This window comes from Flavobacterium branchiicola (assembly GCF_018383905.1).
Taxonomy (GTDB): Bacteria; Bacteroidota; Bacteroidia; order Flavobacteriales; family Flavobacteriaceae; genus Flavobacterium; species Flavobacterium branchiicola.
The window spans coordinates 14,357-34,802 of the sequence record NZ_JAGYWA010000010.1; the positions used below are offsets into that span (position 1 = coordinate 14,357).

Below are 20,446 nucleotides of genomic sequence, written 5' to 3' on the forward strand. Positions count from 1 at the left end.
TTTTCTATATCGTTAGACTCATTAATTAATCTTTTCCAAATCGGTCAATTTCCAGGACTGATCATACAAAGCTTTTGTTGGTCCGTAGAATCTGGTCAGTACCTCAAAATTCCCATTAGGATCTGTTGGTGTCCAGTTACTTTCTCCTTCCGGTGGCGCTTTTGGTCCAAAATATAGCGTTACAGTTCCATCTTCATTCTTTTTTAATCCCGGAGTTTGCGAAGATCGTCCTGCCCATTTCATGTTTTTTACAAATGCGTGCGTTTCACGATCGTAAACCGTCATAGACCAATACTGTTTTACCGGAACATTTGCAGGAACAGTTACTCGATACGAAGCGTTTCCTTTTAGCAAAACTCCATCTTTATCTTTGGTGGTCATTAAATAATATTGTGATTCCCCAAGATGTTTTGCACTAAAAAATGCCATCATATAACATACTGCTCTATTATCAATAGGATAAATTTCACGTATTTGAAAAGAACTTTTTACACTCTTTACATTGTCTTCATCTGCGGGAAAAAACCAATGAGTACCTTCATAAAAAGGTTTAGTGTTTTCATAGTTAAATATCAGCCAATCTCTGGCCTCATTTACAGCTGCTTTAAATATTTCTTTACTTCTGGCATCAGGATTATATGTTTTCCCTCTTTCAATACCAATAGTTTTTAAAGGATCAATCATCACCCTGTCACGCTCCAGAAAAGGTTCTTGTTGAACAATATCATTAAGTGTTTGATAAAAACTATCATCATATTTAATAGTCGAATTATATTCTGTAGTAGTTGCATCGACAAAAATAGTTTGTGGAGATTTTGAAGCTTCAGAATATGGATATAGCTTAACTCTTTTACTATATTGAATTGCCGCTTTTAAATCGGTGGGGCTTCCGCTTTTAAGAACCGAACGTAAAAGTGCATAACCACGATATGTATCAGACTGCATCACAATATAATCTGCAGGAATTTTGCTTTTATCGTAACCCGGAGGCAAAATAATATATTTCCCTCCTTTTCCTTTATCCAGTCCGCCAGGCCCAACATCGTCGATAGCTGCCTGCCAGTAATTCATCACACTTCCGTTAAAAACCCCATAATCTGCTGGAGGTATTTCCAGAACCACTGGTCCTTTTTCAGTATTAAAAAAAGGCATTAGATAAATAACATCGGGATTTGGAGTAAGAGTTTGGTTCTTCCAGGTTAATAAACCCGGCCAATACACAATTTGATTGTACGATCCGTTGATTTTTTCCATCTCTTTATACATCAGCTGGAAATTTACTGCCGGAAGCCCCCAAATAGCAGCATCAACAGCTCTTTGATACTGAATTTTCTCTTTTATATTTTCTGGCTGAAAAATATTTTTAGGAGTAGATGCCTTTTGAGTTACTGCTGTTTCTGTTGTTTCTTCTTTTTTACAACCCGTTTCAAAGAGCAACAGTATTAGCAAATAAGGAATTATTCTTTTCATGGTATTAGGATTTAATTTGATTAAATTTTAAAATGCCTATCAAAATTAAATTACTGTCAGAAAATCAAATCATTATATTTTATCTATTGTGTTTCAATTTCTAAAATGAAACCATTTTTAGATTATTACGAGGTTAATTTGTTTACTCTTTTTGAACTAAATTTGAAACAAAATGACAACTCTTAATTTTAAAAAGTAAATTCAAGTTTAAATGAAATTATATTCAGAACATTATGTCAACGACGAATCTGAAAGGTTCGTTAGTAAAATTTGGTGTCTGAATAACAGCATCGGCGAAAGCCTGATCGAAAACAAACTCGTTTTACCAAACGGCTGTTTTAATCTGGCTCTTGTAAACGGAAACGCAATAGAAGTTCATACAAGCAGAAAAAAGTACCAAATGACCGCAGGAATTTATTTCTGCTCACAAATGACCAATAAAGTTTTGGTTAATATTCAGCCCAAAACTAAGGTTACAATAATTCAATTACAAGCCTGGACACTTTCGATGTTTCCTAAATATGATTTGAGTAACTTTTCAGATTCAATTATCAGTATTGATCCTGCAGAATTGCCATTTACGCTACAGTCTAATTCTGATATTGAAACCGTATTAATTAAAGTAAACCACTTTTTTGAAGAATTGAATCATTTAAATCCGACTCAAAATACAATTGAAAAAATCTGCGAAATAATCCGAAATCAGCAAGAAGAAATTTCAGTTTCTGAAATTGGGAAGATTTTAAAAACATCGCAGCGATTACTTCAAATTAAATTTAAATCGGCAACGGGATTAACTATCAAAAAATACATTCAGATATTAAAATTCAGAAAATCGGTAGATCAAATGGTAAATGCCGATTTAGAAAAACTGAGCTTAACTGATATTGCACTTTATAATAAATACTTTGATCAATCGCATTTTATTAAAAAATTTAAAGATGTAACTAAATCAACGCCAAAAACGTTCAATCCCGATTCGTATTTTCTTTCTCAAAAAAGATGAGATTTCGCATTTGTACAATTTTGTTATTTTTGAGTGAAGTAATATTGCAGAATCATTAATTATCAATCAATCATCAAATGAAAATCATCAATCTTATTGTTATTCCATTAAAAATCATTTTACTTGGAATCTTGTTGTTCTGCAATCAAACTGTTTCTTCACAAGAGGCAAAAAACTCTGAATTGTATAAAATTATAATGTCACGAGACAGCTTACTTTTTAATGTGGGTTTTAATACTTGCGATGCTTCTCAGTTTGAAAACTTATATAGCGATCAGTTTGAGTTTTTTCATGATCGCGATGGAATTTCAAACAAAACGGAATTTCTACATAATTTCAAAACCGGACTGTGCAAATCTCCCGAAACATATCAGGCCCGAAGAGAATTAGTTCCGGGAAGTACCCAAATTTATCCTTTGTATAAAAAAGGAGTTTTGTATGCTGCAATCCAAACGGGAATTCATCGTTTTTATGAAATTTCGGCGAAGAAAGGTGAACCTCTTCTAAAGAAAAATGAAACTTTGGGTGATACAGCAAGATTTACTCATGTTTGGGTTCTAGAAAATAATGTTTGGAAATTAAAGCGATCGCTGAGTTACGATCATCAACCTACCATTGCAACTTCTGAACAAGCTGACTTTTTTGAGAATAGAAAAGAAATCGAAAAATGGCTGCACGAAAACAATGTCCCAACTTTAGGAATTGGCGTAATCAACAACGGAAAACTACAACAAGTTGATGTTTATGGTGAACTAAAAAAAGGAGTTGCAGCACCGTATAATACTATCTGGAATGTTGCTTCGCTAACAAAACCTGTAACTGCTATTGTAGCGCTTAAGCTAGTAAGTCAGGGAAAATGGGATCTGGATGAGCCTGTATACAAATACTGGACAGATCCTGATATTGCAAATGATCCTGATAATAAATTACTGACTACGCGAATTATTTTGAGTCACCAGACTGGTTTTCCAAACTGGCGATTTATGAATAAATCAGGCAAATTGGATTTTAAATTTAAACCTGGAACTCAATATCAATATTCAGGAGAAGGTCTTGAATATTTGAGAAAAGCGTTGGAAAAGAAATTCCATAAAACTTTAGATCAGTTAGCATCAGAATTAATTTTTGAGCCGCTAAAGATGAATGACACTCAATATATCTGGAACGATAAAGTAGATTTATCAAGATATGCTGTTAACTACGATAAAAACGGAAATGCATACGAACCAACTAAGAACAAAACAGCAAACGCAGCAGATGATTTATTGACTACTATTCAGGATTACGGCACTTTTTTATGCAGTGTTATGAATGGTGACGGTTTAAACAAAAAAGTTTTTGACGAAATGAATTCTCATCAGATAAAAACAAAAGATAATAAATATTTTGGTTTAGGTTTTGAAATCTACGATTTGGGAAATGAAAATTATGCCTTATCACATGGCGGAGCAGATAAAGGTGTACAAACAATCGTATTTATTTTACCAAAGACAAAACAGGGTATAATTATTTTTACCAATGTTGACGATGGTTACAAGGTTTATGAAAAAATACTACAGCATTATTTAGGAGAAAATGGAAAAAAAATCTTTGATATTGAAACCAAATCGTAAATCGATCGTCTAATACTTTAGAACTTATAGATTTAATTTAGAAATTTACTTGTTATATTCTAAAAATCTATTTGTTGTAAAGTTTCAATCATCAATCAAAAACAAATTATTTCATTAATCCTAAAATCATTATTATGAAAAAACCAATCAGACTAATTGCGCTCTGCGTACTACTACAACTTTTTACACTAACCACTTTTGCTCAGGATAAAGCAAAACAAATCGAACAGCTTTTGAGTAAATACAATGAGTATGGTCAATTTAATGGTTCGGCTTTGGTTGCTGAAAACGGAAAAGTTATCTTTAAAAAAGGTTTTGGTTCTGCCAATATGGAATGGAATATTCCAAATCAGCCCGATACTAAATTCAGATTAGGATCTATCACCAAGCAATTTACCGCATTCTTAATTGTAAAACTGGCCGAAGAAGGAAAGATTAAATTGGATGTTCCGATTACTACTTATCTACCGGATTATCCTAAAGCAAACGGCGATAAAATTACGATTCATCATTTACTGACGCATACCTCTGGAATTCCAAATTATACAAGCGATCCTAATTTCTTAAAAGAGAAAAGCAGAAATCTATCTAGTCCGGAAGATTTTGTAAAGACTTTTTCAAGTTTACCACTTGAATTTACGCCTGGCGAAAAATTCAATTACAGCAATTCAGGTTATTTTTTATTGGGATATATTATCGAAAAAACAACTGGAAAATCATACGAACAATATTTACAGGAAACTATCCTTACGCCACTAAAAATGGTTAATACCGGTTTTGACCACAGTGAAGCTATCTTAAAAAACAGAGCAGCCGGATATGAAAAACGTGGTAAAAACTTCATCAACGCACCTTATATCGATATGAGTATTCCTTATGCAGCGGGATCTTTATATTCTACTGTTGAAGACTTGTATCTTTGGGATCAGGCATTGTACACTACAAAATTACTTTCAGAAAAATCAATGGAATCTCTGTTCAAACCTTACATCAAAGCATGGGACGATTCGTATGGATATGGTTGGTTTTTAAGCGAAGCTGATAATGGAAAAAGCAAACTAAAAATCGTAGAACATGGTGGTGGAATCAATGGTTTTAACACTATAATTTCGAGAATTCCTGCCGATAAAAATTTAGTCGTTTTATTAAACAATACAGGTGGAACTGTTTTGGGCGAAATGAACGATGCCATCAGAGCTATTTTATACAAACAGCCATTTGATCAGCCTAAAAAATCATTGGCGCTTGATCTTTTAGATGCCTATTCTGAAAAAGGTGTGAATGCCGGTACAGAATTGTATAAAAAATTAAAAAACGACCCAACATACGGTATTAAAGAAAACGAAATGAACAGTGCAGGTTATCAATTATTGGGTAAGGGAAAAAAGAAAGAAGCAATTGAAATTTTTAAAATTAACGTAGCATCTTTCCCAAAATCAGGAAATGCTTATGATAGTCTTGGCGAAGCTTATTTAGCCGATGGAGATAAAAAACTGGCAACAGAAAATTATTCAAAATCAGTAGAACTTGATCCTTCAAATGAAAACGGAAAAAAAGTTTTAGCAGAACTTTCGAAAAAATAAACCGATTGTTTTTTTATCAAACCGACTCCGGTAAAGTAGCTTAAAAACTGCTTTACCGGAGTTTTTTGTTATAACTTGTAACATTCAAACCCGACGATTTATTATAAAAAACATTACTTTAGCGCCTCCCAAAAACAAATGAATAACCTATGAAAAATTTAAAAAAGCAAAGCTTTCTGGCGGCACTTTTATGTCTGTTTATTTCTTCAAAATGTTTATCACAAAATCCGCCGCCTGCAATGCCTACGCAGCAAAATAAAATCATTGTAGACAAAATTGTCGAAGCCGCACATTACAAAACCTATGTAATTGATTTTTGTTTAACTAAAATTAATGAGGCTTCTGCCAAAGAAGGCTGGAACGAGCAAAAAGCAATGGAAGTTACGCAAAGCATTAATTATAAAAATTTTAGAGACGCGATTTATAATTCTTTTGCTTTTTATGATGAAGTAGAATTAGAAACACTTTTAAAAGCATATGAAAAAGATACTGCTTACCAAACTAAAAATGTTATGACGGCAAACAAAGCCCTTGTCAATAATCTGAACATTTTTGCTAATGATATTGTTTTAGGGAAGTATATTTCTAAGTAAGGTTCTGAGGTTCTGAGATGCTAAGGCTCTAAGTTTTTCAAATCTTTCGCTTACGATCTTTGTCAAAGTTTTAAACTTTGACAAAGATTACACAAGCCATAACCTGAAACTTTAAACGTGAAACAAAAAATTAACTCTTCGGTTTGAAAACCAATTTGGTTGATGTTTTTATAATTTCCTCTTTATTCAGTTTCATTTTTCTGAATTTACCTTCATTGTACATTACCGCCTGATCTTGATAATGTTTACTAAAAGGATTTCCGGATTGACCGGTTGGTAAAATACTCCAACTGTTTTCAATATCCGAAAAATCAACAATTCTTCTTGTCGAAGGTCCTCCCTTTACATAGTATTTTCCTTCTTCGTTAAAACCAAAGAATAAATTATTAATTACTTCATTTGATCCCGGAGAAGCAAAAGGTCCAACATTAAACAAACCTCTAAGTGCCGCCACTTTTCCTAACGGATGTTCGTGCTCTACGGTATGTACTTTCCCCCAATTCCAGTCTCCTATTTTGTTTCCTAATTGTTTTTGAAGCGAAGCAATTGCATCATGAAATGATTTTGAAACAATCACACTTCGGGTTTCTTTTACATTTTTGGTATTGATGTTATCCCACCAAACCGAATTTTCATTGGTAACTTGTCTCGCAATAATTTGTTTTCCGATATGAGTTCCTAAAAACAAATCAAAATTATCTTTACCCATTTCGTCTTCAAAAGTATTTTTCAAATACAAATAAATCCATTTATTGTAAATCGTTGGCGCAACATCTTCAAGATTTGTAGTTCCTTTCCAAGATTTTAAAACTGCTATTGCTTCTTTCTCTTCTGCCGAAAGCGCTTTATTATCTAAACTCGAAATCAAATTCTGAGCAGTTCCCGGCGCAATTGGCGAAGTATTATCATAAATCATTTTACTAATCGCTTCTTTATCCCAATCTGATTTGGCATCCATCAGACTTGAAATTCTTTTGGCACGATCTTCCGGTAAATAATATCCCGGATACAAATAACCATCAATGGCTTCCGGCTGATTATTGGCCGAATAAACATAACCCCATTTCGGATTTTCTGAAGACGGATTTTTAGAAAAATCCAAATGTTCTACTATATCATCTTTTCCGCTTGCGCCATCCAAAATCAAAAACGAATTCACGCCTTTACTATGTTTATACAACTTTCCGGTTGCCCACCACGCCACATTTCCTTTGGCATCGCCATACATAACATTTAGTCCCGGCGCAGCAACTAGTTGTACTGCTTTTCTAAAATCGTCTTTACTTTTTGCATGCGAAAGACCATAAACCGCATCCAGAATCTGAATTGGCTCTCTCGTGTATGTCCACGACATTGCAATTGGATTCTTTTTATCTAAACGATCTAAAACATCATTCATAATTGGTCCGTGTCGGCTTGATTTTATCGTCATCACAACATCTGATGTATCTTTTACTTTGATCGTTTTCTTTCTAACTTCATAAGCCGCAAAACCATCCGGAGTTTGATATTGATTGGAATCTCCAGCTTTATTTTTCTCCTGGTAAAAATCAATATCATCATTTTCAAACATGGTCAAACCATAAGCATAATCACGATTATGCGCCAATAAAGGAAAAGGAGTTCCGGCCAGATAACAGCCGTACAATTCATATTTCGGCGTAACCAAATGCGCTTCGTACCAGGTTGCGGGCTGCGAAAATCCAATATGCGGATCATTAGCAAAAATTACTTTTCCGCTTTTTGTTTTATGTGGTCCTGCAACCCAACTGTTACTTCCTATAAATGGTGGAATTGGTGATTTATCTAATAATGCCGCAACCGATTTTGAAATCTCTGTATATTCTTCAATATTTTCTTTTGAACTTTTTAATTGCGTTGTATTAAACTCTCCGTTTATTCCTAAATCTTTTAAATATTCAGCGCCATATTTACTCTGAATATAAGTCAATAACGGATCTGTTTTTTGAGCCATCGCAAAACTGAAAGACATATATCCGAAAATATTGTAAACATCTTTTATGGTGAATTTTTCCTTTTTAACCCCAACAAGTGTAAACTCTACCGGAGTAACTCCTTCGTCTAAATATTGATTAATTCCATCCAGATAAGCTTCAGTCAATTTATAACTTTCGCTATTTTTATCCAGTTTGGCAATGGCGTTCGCCGATGCTTCTTCGATACCAATTCCGGAAAAAAACTTATCATTTTTAAGCGCAACCGATCCGAAAATTTCAGACAAACGTCCCGGAGCAATTCTGCGAAGCAATTCCATTTGCCATAATCTTTCCTGCGCATGCACATAACCAAGTGCAGTCATGGCATCTTTTTCAGAATCGGCATAAATATGAGGAACACCAAATTCATCAAAATATACTGTGGTTGCTGCTTGTAGGTTTTTCAATTGCAGTTCCCCATCGTATTTGGGTTTCAAATGAAAAACATAGGCACATAATCCTATTCCTAAAACAACAATTAAGACAACTAAAACCAGCAGAACTTTTTTAAGTTTTTTCATATTTCGCAAAAAGTATAATAATGAAGTTTATAAAATGATGTAACGAAATTGCAGAATAATGTAAAGATCATTCTGTTTTAAAGTCTAAATTTATGTATTTAAAATTAATACTATAAATGTCTGTCTATAAAAAAATAGCAATTGGAGCAATTTCTCTATTTCTTTTTGTAATTCTGGTCAATATTGGTCTGAATTACTGGATTAAAAAGCAACTTCCGATTATTATTCATGAGAAAAACAAAACGGCTTATAACATTCATTATGAAAAAATTGAAGTCTCCCTTTTCTCCCGAAATATCTACGCACAAACTTTATTGATACATCCTAAAAATGAACCTAAAGACAGCAAAAACGGATTATTCTCTAAAATTGAATCGATTACTATAAAACATTTCAATATTTGGGATTTGGCGTTTCGTGATATTATTCAGGCCGAAAGTATTATCATCAATAAACCCCGTGTGATTTTATATAAAAAAGGCGAAAAACTTCTGAATAACAGCAAAAGCATCAAAAGCGAAATCATCGAACCTTTTCGAAAAATCGTTGCGGTCTCCAACATTTATTTAAATAACGGAACCGTTGATGTTGTTTCCTTAGATACCGAAAAACCAATATTTAGCATTAAAAAAATCATTTTAAAACTGGAAGGTATTTTAATAACCGATGCCACTTTAAAAGAAAAAATTCCGATGCAGTATAAAACATATGCTTTAATCTGCGATAGTTTATTTTATAGACCGAGTGCATTTTATCATATTAATATTGGAAAAATAAGTACGGAGAAAAACTTTCTGAAAATCAATAATTTTTCTCTACTGCCACAATTCAGCCGTAAAGATTTTGTTCGAAAATTAGAAAAAGAGAAAGATATCTATACGTTAAAATTAGATTCAGCACAAATCTCAAAAATGGATTGGGGATTTAAAAATGATCGTTTTTATTTCAAAGCAAATTCAATCATGATGAATCATTTTGATGCCAATATTTATCGAAGCAAAATCCCAAATGATGATTTAAGCAAAAAATATTTGTACAATCATTTATTGCGAAATATTAAATTTCCACTTCAGATTGACACTTTGCAGGTTTTAAAATCTAAGTTGGTTTATGAAGAAGAAATTGATTTTACAAAAGGTCCCGGAGTTTTAAACTTCGATAAATTTAATTTGCAAGCAATTAATCTGCGAAGCGGTTTTGGTTTGAAAAAAACTGACGATGTAAAAATCAAAATCAAATGTTTATTCATGAAAAATTCTCCTTTGGATGTAGATTGGAGTTTTAATGTTCTGGATAAAAATGATGGATTTCATATTCAGGGTTTAATTTCAAATTTTGACGTTACAGCCATGACAAGGTTTACTAAACCATATATGAATACTACCTTTACCGGAACTTTTAATAAATACCGTTTTAATTTTTATGGTAACGATAATGTCTCAAAAGGAAATGCATCTCTGGATTATGACGATTTAAAAGTAAAATTATATAAGAAGAAAGATCCCGAAAAAGAAGCCAAACTCAAAACTACTATCGCCAATTTATTGGTCAAAAACGATTCAAAAGACAAAGCCAAAACCGCCGATGTTGAAGTAGAACGTATTCAGGAAAAGTCATTCTACAACTTTTTATGGCGAAGTATTGCCGAATCATTGAAGAAAATTTTAATTTAGAAGAATTATTTTTGCCACGAATTTCGCGAATTGGCACTAATTTTTTAACTGCTTTGCCAAAAAAAGGAAGATTCGAGAAAATTTCTGTAATTCGTGGCAACCTTTTTATTGTATTCTCAATCACTTCGAAACCTGACAATTATCAGGTTTTAAAAAAAAATATTTTTTTTCATTTGCTTTTATTTTAATCTGAAAACAAATGACAAAAACACCCTTACATACTTTTCACATTCCGGTGATGGGACTTGCCTATACGATAGACAGCCCAATAAGAGTGGCACAATACGGAATTTCGTCTGTTGTTTCTATAGCAGATGATGATTTGATTGAAAAGATGCGTAATTTTTACAGTACTAAATTCAACATTCCATACGAAGAAATTACACAGAAATTTCATGATTATCGTGCGGAAAGAATTACTTCTTACCTGAATTTAGTCGATAAAATTGTAAAAGACAAATTCGAAAATTTCAAAACAGAATTAGCAGAAAGCAAAACAGCTGTAGAAAATTTCATGTCGATGCTGCCTAATACTTCCGACATTAAAAAAGGCTTTCAAAATTTAATGGATGACGGAATTGCTTTTAAAGAAAATATCCAGAATTATATTGAATCTCATCTTTTTCCCGGAGAAATTGATGTTAACATCATGACAAAACTGGACAAAGATAATTTCATTAAAAATGAGCAATTACCAATTGAGTTTAATGATGCTCATGCGGCTTTAAGAGGTTTTGCAAATAGTAATCTGAAATCTTCTGTTGTACTTTCTGCCGGAATGAATCCGAGACTTTACAGTTATTTTGAAAATTTTAAAGATTTCTTCCCGAATGAAAAGAACGAACTGAAAAAGAAAATCATCTTAAAAGTAAGTGATTTTAGATCGGCTATGATTCAGGGAAATTTCCTTGCCAAAAAAGGGCTTTGGGTTTCAGAATATAGAATTGAATCCGGATTAAACTGCGGCGGACATGCGTTTGCCACTGACGGACTCTTACTGGGTACGATTTTAGAGGAATTCAAGCAGAAAAAAGAACAACTGATACAATCTGCCCATGATTTAATGATTAAGGCTTTACAGCTAAAAAATCAGGTTTTTCCAGAAAGTCCTTTAGAATTAAAAATCACCGTTCAGGGCGGTGTTGGAACTGCAGAAGAGCATGATTTTTTATTAGAAAAATACAATGTTGATTCTGTCGGTTGGGGTTCTCCTTTTTTATTGGTTCCGGAAGCCACTTCTGTAGATCAGCAGACAAGAGATTTATTAATAAATGCTAAAGAAAAAGATTTATATCTAAGTCATATTTCACCTTTGGGTGTTCCGTTTAATACGCTACACGGAACTACAAACGAAATCTTAAAACAGAAACGTATTCATGAAAACAAAGCGGGAAGTTCGTGCCCAAAGAAATTCCTTGCATTAAGTAAAGAATATGACCCACACGGAATTTGTACTGCTTCAAAAAAATATCAGGATATAAAACTGGAAGAATTAGATGCTAAAAAAGATTCTCTATCAGAAAAAGAATTTGAACAAAGCAAAATTAAAATTACAGAAAAATCATGTCTCTGTGTCGGTTTGGCAAATGCTTCTTATTTAGAAAATGATATTAAAATAAAAGGCCAATCTCAAGGTGTTGTTATTTGTCCAGGACCAAATATGGCTTACTTTGATCAGGAAGTTTCCCTAAAAGATATGTTACAGCATATTTATCAGGGAAAAACTGTTTTAAGAACCAATGACCGTCCGAACCTTTTTGTGAAGGAATTAAAAATGTATGTTGACTATTTCAGAAATGAAATTGAAACGATTTCCGCAGAGGTTACAGCGAATCAGCTTAAAAAGTGGAATTCTTTTAAAACAAACATTTTAGAAGGAATTGAATATTATCAAACTTTATTCTCCTCTACTTTATATTTTAAAAATGATGAGGAAAGAATTAAAAACCAATTTGATTTTTACAAATCTGAATTAAACGCCATTAAAATTCCAACATTGGAATTAGCTTAAAACAAAGCGCCGATTTAGAAGTACTAAATCGGCGTTTTTATTTCTAAACTATTTACTCTTTCTTTTTATTCTTACTATCAATTACAGCTCCGGTTCCAGTTCCCAAAGCAGCTCCGGCCAGACCACCAATAATAGCACCTTCTCCTTTTTTCTTACTGACAATTGCTCCGGTTGCTGCACCAACTCCTGCACCAATTACAGCACCTTTAGCGGTTGCGCTCCAGCCTTTCTTTTTGGCAGTTGTAGTTGCAGCTGTAGATGTTCCGTCATTTTGATGTACGACAACAACTTTTTGAGCTTCTGTTTTTTGTTCTTCTTTTATTTTAGCCATTTCCGTTTTCATCGAATCGATGACACGTTGTTTGCTAATTTCAACTTTCATCGAATCAATGCTGGCTTGCTTGGCTTTATTTATATTCTCCTTACTTTGATTTTGACAAGAAGCGAAAAGAACTATTGCTAATAAAATATATAAGCCTTTCATGATTGTAGTTTTTAATAATTATACACTACAAAATAAGGAATATCTGTTATATTGGTTATTACAGAATTTTCAGGAAAGTTTATAAAATTAGAAGATTTAAGGTTGTTCCAGGCAGATTCTGCTGATTTAGCTGATTTTATTTTTTGGCATTTCTATAAAAATCTCGCAAAGTCGCTAAGACGCAAAGTTATGCTTAAGAAACAAATAGGCGTCACAGCTTGTCATTTCGACCGAAGGGAGAAATCGCACTCGAGAATCGACAAAGATTGGCTCAATACTTTACGGAATTTCGAGTGCGATTTCTCCCTTCGGTCGAAATGACAAACAGTACGTTTTCTACTTCCCTAAAATTCCTTTTTTCAGGATTTGACCAAAGTCATACATATCTTCATAAGAACAATATAACGGAACTGGTGCCAGACGAATTACATTTGGTTCACGCCAATCTGTAATTACTCCGTTTTTCATTAAATAATCGAATAAACTTCTTCCTTCACCGTGTAAAAAAACAGATAATTGCGAAGCTCTTTCTGCAGGGTTTGAAGGTGTGATAATTTCGAAAGTACTTTCTACTTCTTTATCAATTTCATGTAAAATAAATTCTAAATAAGATGTAATATGATCGCGCTTTGCTATTAAAGCATCCATTCCAACCTCAGCAAACATTTCTACTGAAGCTAAATATGGTGCCAACGAAAGTACCGGAAGATTACTAATCTGCCATCCGCCTGCTCCATGAACCGGATCAAAATTTGGTTCCATTTTAAAGCGACGTTCTTTATTGTGCCCCCACCAACCTGCAAAACGAGGAAGATCAGGATTATGATGGTGTTTTTCGTGAACGAAACAACCGGAAGCATTTCCAGGTCCTGAATTCATGTATTTATAACTGCACCAGGCAGCGAAATCTACATTCCAGTCATGAAGTTCTAATTTGATATTTCCCGCAGCGTGTGCTAAATCCCAACCTACTTTTGCTCCCGCTTTGTGTCCAGCTGCAGTTATGGTTTTGATATCAAAAACTTGTCCGGTATAATAATTTACTCCGCCAATTAAAACCAAAGCCAGTTCGTCTCCCACTTCATCAATTTTAGCCAGAACATCTTCCAAGCGAATGTTGTGCTCTCCTTCTCGACGTTTAATTTCAACGATTGCATCTTCGGGTTTATAGCCATGAAAATGAACCTGACTTTGAAACATATACTGATCAGATGGAAATGCTTTTTCTTCGCAGATGATTTTATAGCGCTTTCCTTTTGGCTGATAAAATGAAACCATCAATAAATGAAGATTCACTGTCAGAGTATTCATTACGGTAACTTCTGACGGAAGTGCTCCAACGATTTTACTCAATGGTTCTGCAAATCTCTCCTGATAATCCCACCAAGGTTTTTCGGCATAAAAGTGACCTTCTACTGCCAAATCTGCCCAGTCGTTCATTACTTCATCGATATAAGCTTTGGTACGTTTAGGCTGTAATCCTAACGAATTTCCAGTAAAATAGATTACTCGTTTATCGTTTACTTTCGGAAAAATAAATTGTTCCTGATAGTGATTTAGTGTGTCTTTCGAATCTAGCTCTCGTGCAAATTCGCGTGTATTTTGAAAAGTCATTGTTTTTTGTTTTGATTGCTAAAATAACAAATTTTTCCTCTATTGTTTGTTTTGTTTCAAGTTGATATGCTTTGTGCGAGTTAATCGCAAAGTTCGCAAAGATTTTTTTCAATGTTAACTTTTACAAAGGCTAAGTTCTCAAAACTTTGTCTTAAAAACATTTTTGTTAGCTCTATATAAAACATAGCCCAAGGTTTCAACTTTGGGTACACAAACATCGGAATACAATACGTACCAAGGTTGAAACCTTGGGCTATGTTCTGAATAAATTGCAAAATTATTATATAAAAAGTTAGCCAGAGATTAAAAGATTAAAGGGATATTTTTAATCTATGTTAATCTGTATAATCTTTAGATAAATAAATTACTTGCGAACTTTGCGTTTAAATTTCACAACGAACGTGAAACCTGAAACTTGAAACATTTTAAAAACCAAAAAACCCGACAGGTTTTAAAAGCTGTCGGGTTTGGATCTAAAAATAAATTTCAGATTATAGGATTAACATTGCGTCTCCGTAAGAATAGAATTTGTATTCTTCTTTGATCGCTTCGTCGTATGCTCTTTTCATTAAATCGTGACCACAGAAAGCAGAAATCATCATTAATAATGTTGATTTTGGTGTGTGGAAATTCGTAATCATACAGTTTGCAATACTAAAATCGTGAGGAGGGAAAATAAATTTATTTGTCCATCCTTCGTAAGGATTTAAAGTATTTGCAGAAGAAACAGAACTTTCGATTGCACGCATAGAAGTTGTTCCAACCGCACAAATACGTTTTTTCTTCGCTTTTGCATCATTTACAATATCACAAGCTTCTTGTCTGATGATTAATTCTTCAGAATCCATTTTATGTTTAGACAAATCTTCAACCTCAACCGGGTTAAAAGTTCCTAAACCTACGTGTAATGTAACTTCAGCAAAATTTACTCCTTTGATTTCTAATTTTTTCAAAAGGTGTTTTGAGAAGTGTAAACCAGCAGTTGGTGCCGCTACAGCTCCTTCTTCTTTTGCGTAAATAGTCTGGTATCTTTCAGCATCTTCAGCAGTAACTTCTCTGTTGATGTATTTAGGAATTGGAGTTTCTCCAAGTTCTGTCAGTTTGTTTCTGAATTCTTCATAAGAACCATCGTATAAGAAACGTAAAGTTCTTCCACGAGAAGTTGTATTGTCAATTACCTCAGCAACTAATGAATCGTCATCACCAAAATAAAGTTTATTACCAATACGGATTTTTCTTGCCGGATCAACTAAAACATCCCAAAGACGTTGCTCAGAATTTAATTCTCTTAATAAGAAAACTTCAATTCTTGCTCCTGTTTTTTCTTTGTTTCCGTACAAACGTGCAGGGAAAACTTTTGTATTGTTAAGAATTAAAACGTCTCCGTCATCAAAATAATTGATAACATCTTTAAACATTTTATGTTCTATAGTTTGTTTTTGACGATCGATTACCATTAAACGAGACTCATCTCTGTTCTCTGCTGGAAATTCCGCTAAAAGTTCTTTTGGTAAATTGAAATTGAAGTGTGATAATTTCATATTGAAGTATAAGATTTTAAAATATCTATTCCAGATTTATGTATCTAAAATATTAAATCGAATGCAAATATACGATTGTGAGATAGGCGTTGTCAAGTGTTTTGACGTTTATTTTCAAAAGTCCTTGATTTACTGCTGTTTTAGCCTCATTAAAAACAAGCTTTTTTTAATCAATTTTAACTTTTTTGAATTATTGGGAAATTATTCTAAACCATATAAGTTATATAAGTTCCTATTATTTTGAGATTATAAACTTGTCAGGTTTACTATAAAAAAAACCTCTGATTAAAATCAGAGGCCATGTTTTATACGCTTTTAATTAAATGAACTTATATCACTTATATGGTTCAATAAATTTTACATTTCAGAGATTTGAAAATTTAAAGCTTTTAAGTCATTCCAGAAATCAGGATAAGATTTTGAAACTACTTCTGCATCATCAATGATAATTGGCACTTTGATCGCAAGCGGTGCAAAAGCCATTGCCATACGGTGATCGTTGTAAGTTGCAATATGAATATCGTGATTGATATTTTCTGAAGACACTAAAGTCAAACTATCGTTTGTTACGGAAATATTTGCGCCTAATTTTGTCAACTCAATTCTTAAAGCTTCAAGTCGGTCAGTTTCTTTAATTTTTAAAGTATGAAGACCTGTTAAGTGACATCCGATTCCTAAACCTAAACAAGTAACCACAATTGTCTGTGCAATATCTGGTGTATTATTCAATTCAAAATTTACATCCTGATAATTAAATCCAGCAACTTTTTCCAAAGTCATTTTGTTGTTTTGGAAAGTGGTTTTCACCCCCATTTTTTCATAAAGAGAAACCAATTCTGAATCTCCCTGAAGACTATTTTCTTTATAACTGCTTAAAGTAATTTTTGCAGCATCGGCCAAAGCCACCAAACTAAAGAAATAAGAAGCTGAACTCCAATCTGATTCTACAACCATTTCTTTTGTTTCTACCGCTTCTTTTGGATAAACTTTAATTACGTTTGCTTCAAAACTTGTTTTAATATCTAAATCAGCCAGCAAAGCCAACGTCATTTTGATATATGGAATTGAAGTTATTTCTCCTTCTAAAGTAAGCTCTAAACCATTTTCTAATTTTGAAGCTACTAAAAGAAGAGCCGAAATATACTGGCTACTCACATTTGCTGCCAAAGTCACTTTTGAAGCCGTAACTTTTTTTCCTTTTATTCTGATTGGCGGATAACCTTCTTCTTTTTCATATGAAATTTCAACACCTAATTGCGCCAAAGCTTCAACCAGAATTTTGATTGGGCGTTCCTGCATTCTGCTTGATCCGGTCATTACAACTTCTCTGCCTTCATTAACTGCAAAATAAGCAGTCAAGAAACGCATTGCTGTTCCTGCATGATGAATATCTACAATTTCATTATTACCAACTAATGCTTTTTGCATCACTTCACTATCATCAGAATTGGAAGTATTGGCTAACGTAATATTTGGAAATAATGCTTTTAATAATAATAAGCGGTTTGTTTCACTTTTAGAACCAGTGATATTGAGTTGCGAATCATCAATTGTGAATGGTGAATTCGTGCTTAATTTTAAATTCATGATAGTATTTATGAGTTGCGAATTATGAGTTATATAATCCAGACGTGCAATTTACCACTCCTCGCCCGTAAATCAAAATTCGCGCTGAAATTTCACAATTATTTCAATTTATCATTGTTTTTGTGACGATCTTTATCTCTTACTGATTTTAAGTCCATTTTTTTATCAAAAGCAGCTTGTAAATCAATTCCAGTTTGATTTGCTAAACAAAGCACAACAAATACAACATCTGCCAATTCTTCTCCTAAATCTTTGTTTTTATCACTTTCTTTTTCAGATTGCTCTCCATATCTGCGAGCTATGATTCTGGCAACTTCGCCAACTTCTTCAGTAAGCTGCGCCATATTGGTTAATTCGTTGAAGTAACGAACTCCGTGTTCTTTTATCCAGGTATCAACGTCAAGTTGTGCATTTTTTAAATCCATTTCTTATATTTTTTTTTAGAATAATTATCTACTTTTGACTTACGATTATCTTCTGAAAAAACTTTTAAAGTATATCGTAACTCGAAGCTACAAAAATACTATTGTTTACATCTTTGACACTGTCAATTTGAATTTTATTATTCTAAAAGTAAAATTTAAGATTCAGATTACATTACTGACTTATTCAACCTATTTCAATTGAATCTATAAAATCTTATGGTTAAGTTTTGCAATAGTTGCCTTTTAGAATTCCCCATTTTATAAACTGGCTTAAAAAGCAACTATTACTCAACTTTCAATCCTAGTTTTTAGATTCTTTTTAAAACAATCTTTTCAGTTTCCTTTGCGATCATTCCTTTGTAATATTCTTTTAGCATATCGTATTTCTCTGTAGAAACAATGGCTTCGTTAATTTGATGTACTACGCTTAACTGAAGCATATTTCCCGTTGTCACGATATTAAATTTAAAACTACCTAAGTTATCTTCCATACTGTAAACAACTGGCGCAGGCAAAGTTTCAACTGCAAATCCATCCGGAATCTGAATTGAAATGTTGTATTTGTCGACAAAAGGAAAACTAAAATCTACAGGATATTCGCGAACTTCTTGTTTAAACGGATTTTTATCGTTTGTAAAAAACAACATCGGGCTTACAAATATTTTACCTCCGATTACTTCTGTCAAATTATTTCCCGTAAACGAGTATGTTTCAATAGTTGGCTTTAAAAGTTCTTTTTCGTTTAATCTTGAATATTCGCTAATCTCAATTTTATTGTTTTTATTTTCCAGTTTTTCTAAATATTCTTCTTCTTTTACGTCATCAATCACATCTCTCATCACCATCGCATTATAATCTGTGCATTGTCTTCTGGTTTTCCCGGTAACTTTTCCTTCGGGATCAATGCTATAATTCATAAAAATCATATCACTTGAAACCTTGCTTGGCATTAAATCTATTTCATCAGATGTACCATCTTTACGTATTAATCTTCCTGACCAGTTTAAAACTCTTAATGGCAATACATTTGGAGTTGCTAGTTTGTCTGTAGCATCAATTAAAATATTTCCGTTTGGAGTTTCTACTGCTGCAATAACGTAATTAAAAGCGGTTCTGTTAGGAAACAAAGCAATACCATTAGAACGTGTACTTAACAATACCGGATTAGCCGTTAACCCGGAGTAACGCAACATTGCTGTAAGCATTAAATTAATATCGGCTATATTTCCGGTTTTCTCTTTGTAGGCTTTTTTAACTCCGTTCTCACAACCATAGCCAGTATAGCCATTCCATTTTACATTGGTTTTTACGTGATTTAAAATCAATTGTATTTTTTCCTCAGGAGTATTTGCATTTGCTAACAAAACTTTTAAATCATCCTCAAAATATCCTGTTTTATTTAATTCAGGACCAAAATCATCATATTCGTAAATTGTTTTTACAACCGAATTCCAGTCTGTTGAGTATTCTTTCATAGATGAGTTTGGAAACTTTGTCAATGATAATTCATATTGAACACTTGAAATATAATTATCAATATTGTTCACATAAGCTTCCTCTTTCATTGCTGGAAAATCTACTGCTTTGTAAGTAGTCTTATTTTCCATATAATCTAATTTATCATTTGAGAAAGAAGTCTTAGATACATTTCCCTGATCTGATCTCTCTTTATTTAAGAAAGTGATCGATTTAGGATTTTTAAGTGCGGTCATTTTAGGAAAAATATACCCTTTTTGTCTGGAATTAAAAACATAATACTCCGGAATAAAAGTGGAGAATTCAGAATAATTAACCGGAATTGAAGTTTGAAAATCCCAATCTCTGATAATTCTGTCACTCGGACATTTAATAGTATATCTAAATTCGATTACCGATCCTTCTTTTACATTTGGCATTGTAATCTTTTTTTGCCCTCTGTATTTATTTAATACTTCATCAAAAACTCCATCACTTTTTAGTTTTGTCTTTTCAATTTTCCCATTAACTAAATTGTAGGTAACAGCATTGTTAAAAAACACACGTTCTTTTAAGTTAGATGTATTATAATACCATACTTTTTGATTGGCCCAGTCATAACCTTCTTTTTTATAAATTTTAATTCTGGTTTCTACATCAGTTAAAGTAACAAACCATCCTTCACTTTGATCGTATTCAATTCTGGTTTCACCTCTTTTAAAAAGTATTGCCGCAACAGCTGAAGAATCTTTAGGATGTACTTTCTGTTCCAGTTCAGCAACAGAAACTTTTCCTAATTTGAATTCCTGCGCCATCGCTTTTGGAGCAATGAACAAAATCAGAGACAGGCTAAAAAGTTTAATTAATTTCATT

The 20,446-nt window shown here is 33.0% G+C and carries 14 protein-coding genes; 6 read left to right on the plus strand and 8 right to left on the minus strand.

Annotated elements, in window-relative coordinates; genetic code table 11:
* Nucleotides 1–21: 21 nt before the first annotated feature.
* Nucleotides 22–1,470 (minus strand): DUF1214 domain-containing protein, encoded by a 1,449-nt coding sequence (locus KHA98_RS20630; protein ID WP_213259885.1) that lies wholly within the window; start codon nt 1,468–1,470, stop codon nt 22–24.
* A 211-nt stretch (nt 1,471–1,681) separates the two neighbouring features.
* Here KHA98_RS20630 and KHA98_RS20635 point away from each other — a divergent pair, with 211 nt between their 5' ends.
* The 4 genes from KHA98_RS20635 to KHA98_RS20650 all read left to right on the plus strand — a co-directional run bounded on the left by KHA98_RS20635 (nt 1,682) and on the right by KHA98_RS20650 (nt 6,265).
* Nucleotides 1,682–2,476, plus strand: coding sequence for a helix-turn-helix domain-containing protein (locus tag KHA98_RS20635; RefSeq protein WP_213259886.1), 795 nt, complete (start codon nt 1,682–1,684; stop codon nt 2,474–2,476).
* 77 nt (nt 2,477–2,553) lie between these two features.
* Nucleotides 2,554–4,089 carry a serine hydrolase gene (locus KHA98_RS20640; RefSeq protein WP_213259887.1) on the plus strand — a complete coding sequence of 512 codons (1,536 nt, stop codon included), beginning with the start codon at nt 2,554–2,556 and terminating at the stop codon, nt 4,087–4,089.
* Between the two features lie 134 nt (nt 4,090–4,223).
* Complete coding sequence (locus KHA98_RS20645) at nt 4,224–5,672, plus strand: serine hydrolase (RefSeq protein WP_213259888.1); 1,449 nt, start codon at nt 4,224–4,226, stop codon at nt 5,670–5,672.
* A gap of 149 nt (nt 5,673–5,821) precedes the next feature.
* Nucleotides 5,822–6,265 carry a hypothetical protein gene (locus tag KHA98_RS20650; protein ID WP_213259889.1) on the plus strand — a complete coding sequence of 148 codons (444 nt, stop codon included), beginning with the start codon at nt 5,822–5,824 and terminating at the stop codon, nt 6,263–6,265.
* 130 nt (nt 6,266–6,395) lie between these two features.
* On the opposite strand, the gene KHA98_RS20655 is transcribed toward KHA98_RS20650, so the two are convergent.
* Nucleotides 6,396–8,783: a penicillin acylase family protein gene (locus tag KHA98_RS20655; protein WP_213259890.1), complete on the minus strand. Its 2,388-nt coding sequence runs from the start codon at nt 8,781–8,783 to the stop codon at nt 6,396–6,398.
* A gap of 116 nt (nt 8,784–8,899) precedes the next feature.
* On the opposite strand from KHA98_RS20655, the gene KHA98_RS20660 reads away from it, so the two are divergent.
* Nucleotides 8,900–10,456: a hypothetical protein gene (locus KHA98_RS20660; RefSeq protein WP_213259891.1), complete on the plus strand. Its 1,557-nt coding sequence runs from the start codon at nt 8,900–8,902 to the stop codon at nt 10,454–10,456.
* Between the two features lie 199 nt (nt 10,457–10,655).
* Nucleotides 10,656–12,467, plus strand: coding sequence for a hypothetical protein (locus tag KHA98_RS20665; RefSeq protein WP_213259892.1), 1,812 nt, complete (start codon nt 10,656–10,658; stop codon nt 12,465–12,467).
* 52 nt (nt 12,468–12,519) lie between these two features.
* On the opposite strand, the gene KHA98_RS20670 is transcribed toward KHA98_RS20665, so the two are convergent.
* From KHA98_RS20670 to KHA98_RS20695, 6 genes are all read right to left on the minus strand, one after another.
* Nucleotides 12,520–12,951, minus strand: a complete 432-nt coding sequence (locus tag KHA98_RS20670; RefSeq protein WP_213259893.1) for a YMGG-like glycine zipper-containing protein — start codon at nt 12,949–12,951, stop codon at nt 12,520–12,522.
* A 336-nt stretch (nt 12,952–13,287) separates the two neighbouring features.
* A complete protein-coding gene (kynU, locus tag KHA98_RS20675; protein ID WP_213259894.1) occupies nt 13,288–14,565 on the minus strand; it encodes a kynureninase in 1,278 nt (425 codons plus the stop codon).
* A 491-nt stretch (nt 14,566–15,056) separates the two neighbouring features.
* Nucleotides 15,057–16,106, minus strand: coding sequence for a tRNA preQ1(34) S-adenosylmethionine ribosyltransferase-isomerase QueA (queA, locus tag KHA98_RS20680; protein ID WP_213259895.1), 1,050 nt, complete (start codon nt 16,104–16,106; stop codon nt 15,057–15,059).
* 357 nt (nt 16,107–16,463) lie between these two features.
* Nucleotides 16,464–17,693 (minus strand): 3-phosphoshikimate 1-carboxyvinyltransferase, encoded by a 1,230-nt coding sequence (gene aroA, locus KHA98_RS20685; RefSeq protein ID WP_213259896.1) that lies wholly within the window; start codon nt 17,691–17,693, stop codon nt 16,464–16,466.
* Nucleotides 17,694–17,791: 98 nt separating this feature from the next.
* Nucleotides 17,792–18,118 (minus strand): nucleotide pyrophosphohydrolase, encoded by a 327-nt coding sequence (locus KHA98_RS20690; RefSeq protein ID WP_012022600.1) that lies wholly within the window; start codon nt 18,116–18,118, stop codon nt 17,792–17,794.
* Nucleotides 18,119–18,426: 308 nt separating this feature from the next.
* Nucleotides 18,427–20,445 (minus strand): DUF3857 domain-containing protein, encoded by a 2,019-nt coding sequence (locus tag KHA98_RS20695; protein WP_213259897.1) that lies wholly within the window; start codon nt 20,443–20,445, stop codon nt 18,427–18,429.
* Between the last annotated feature and the right edge of the window lies 1 nt (nt 20,446).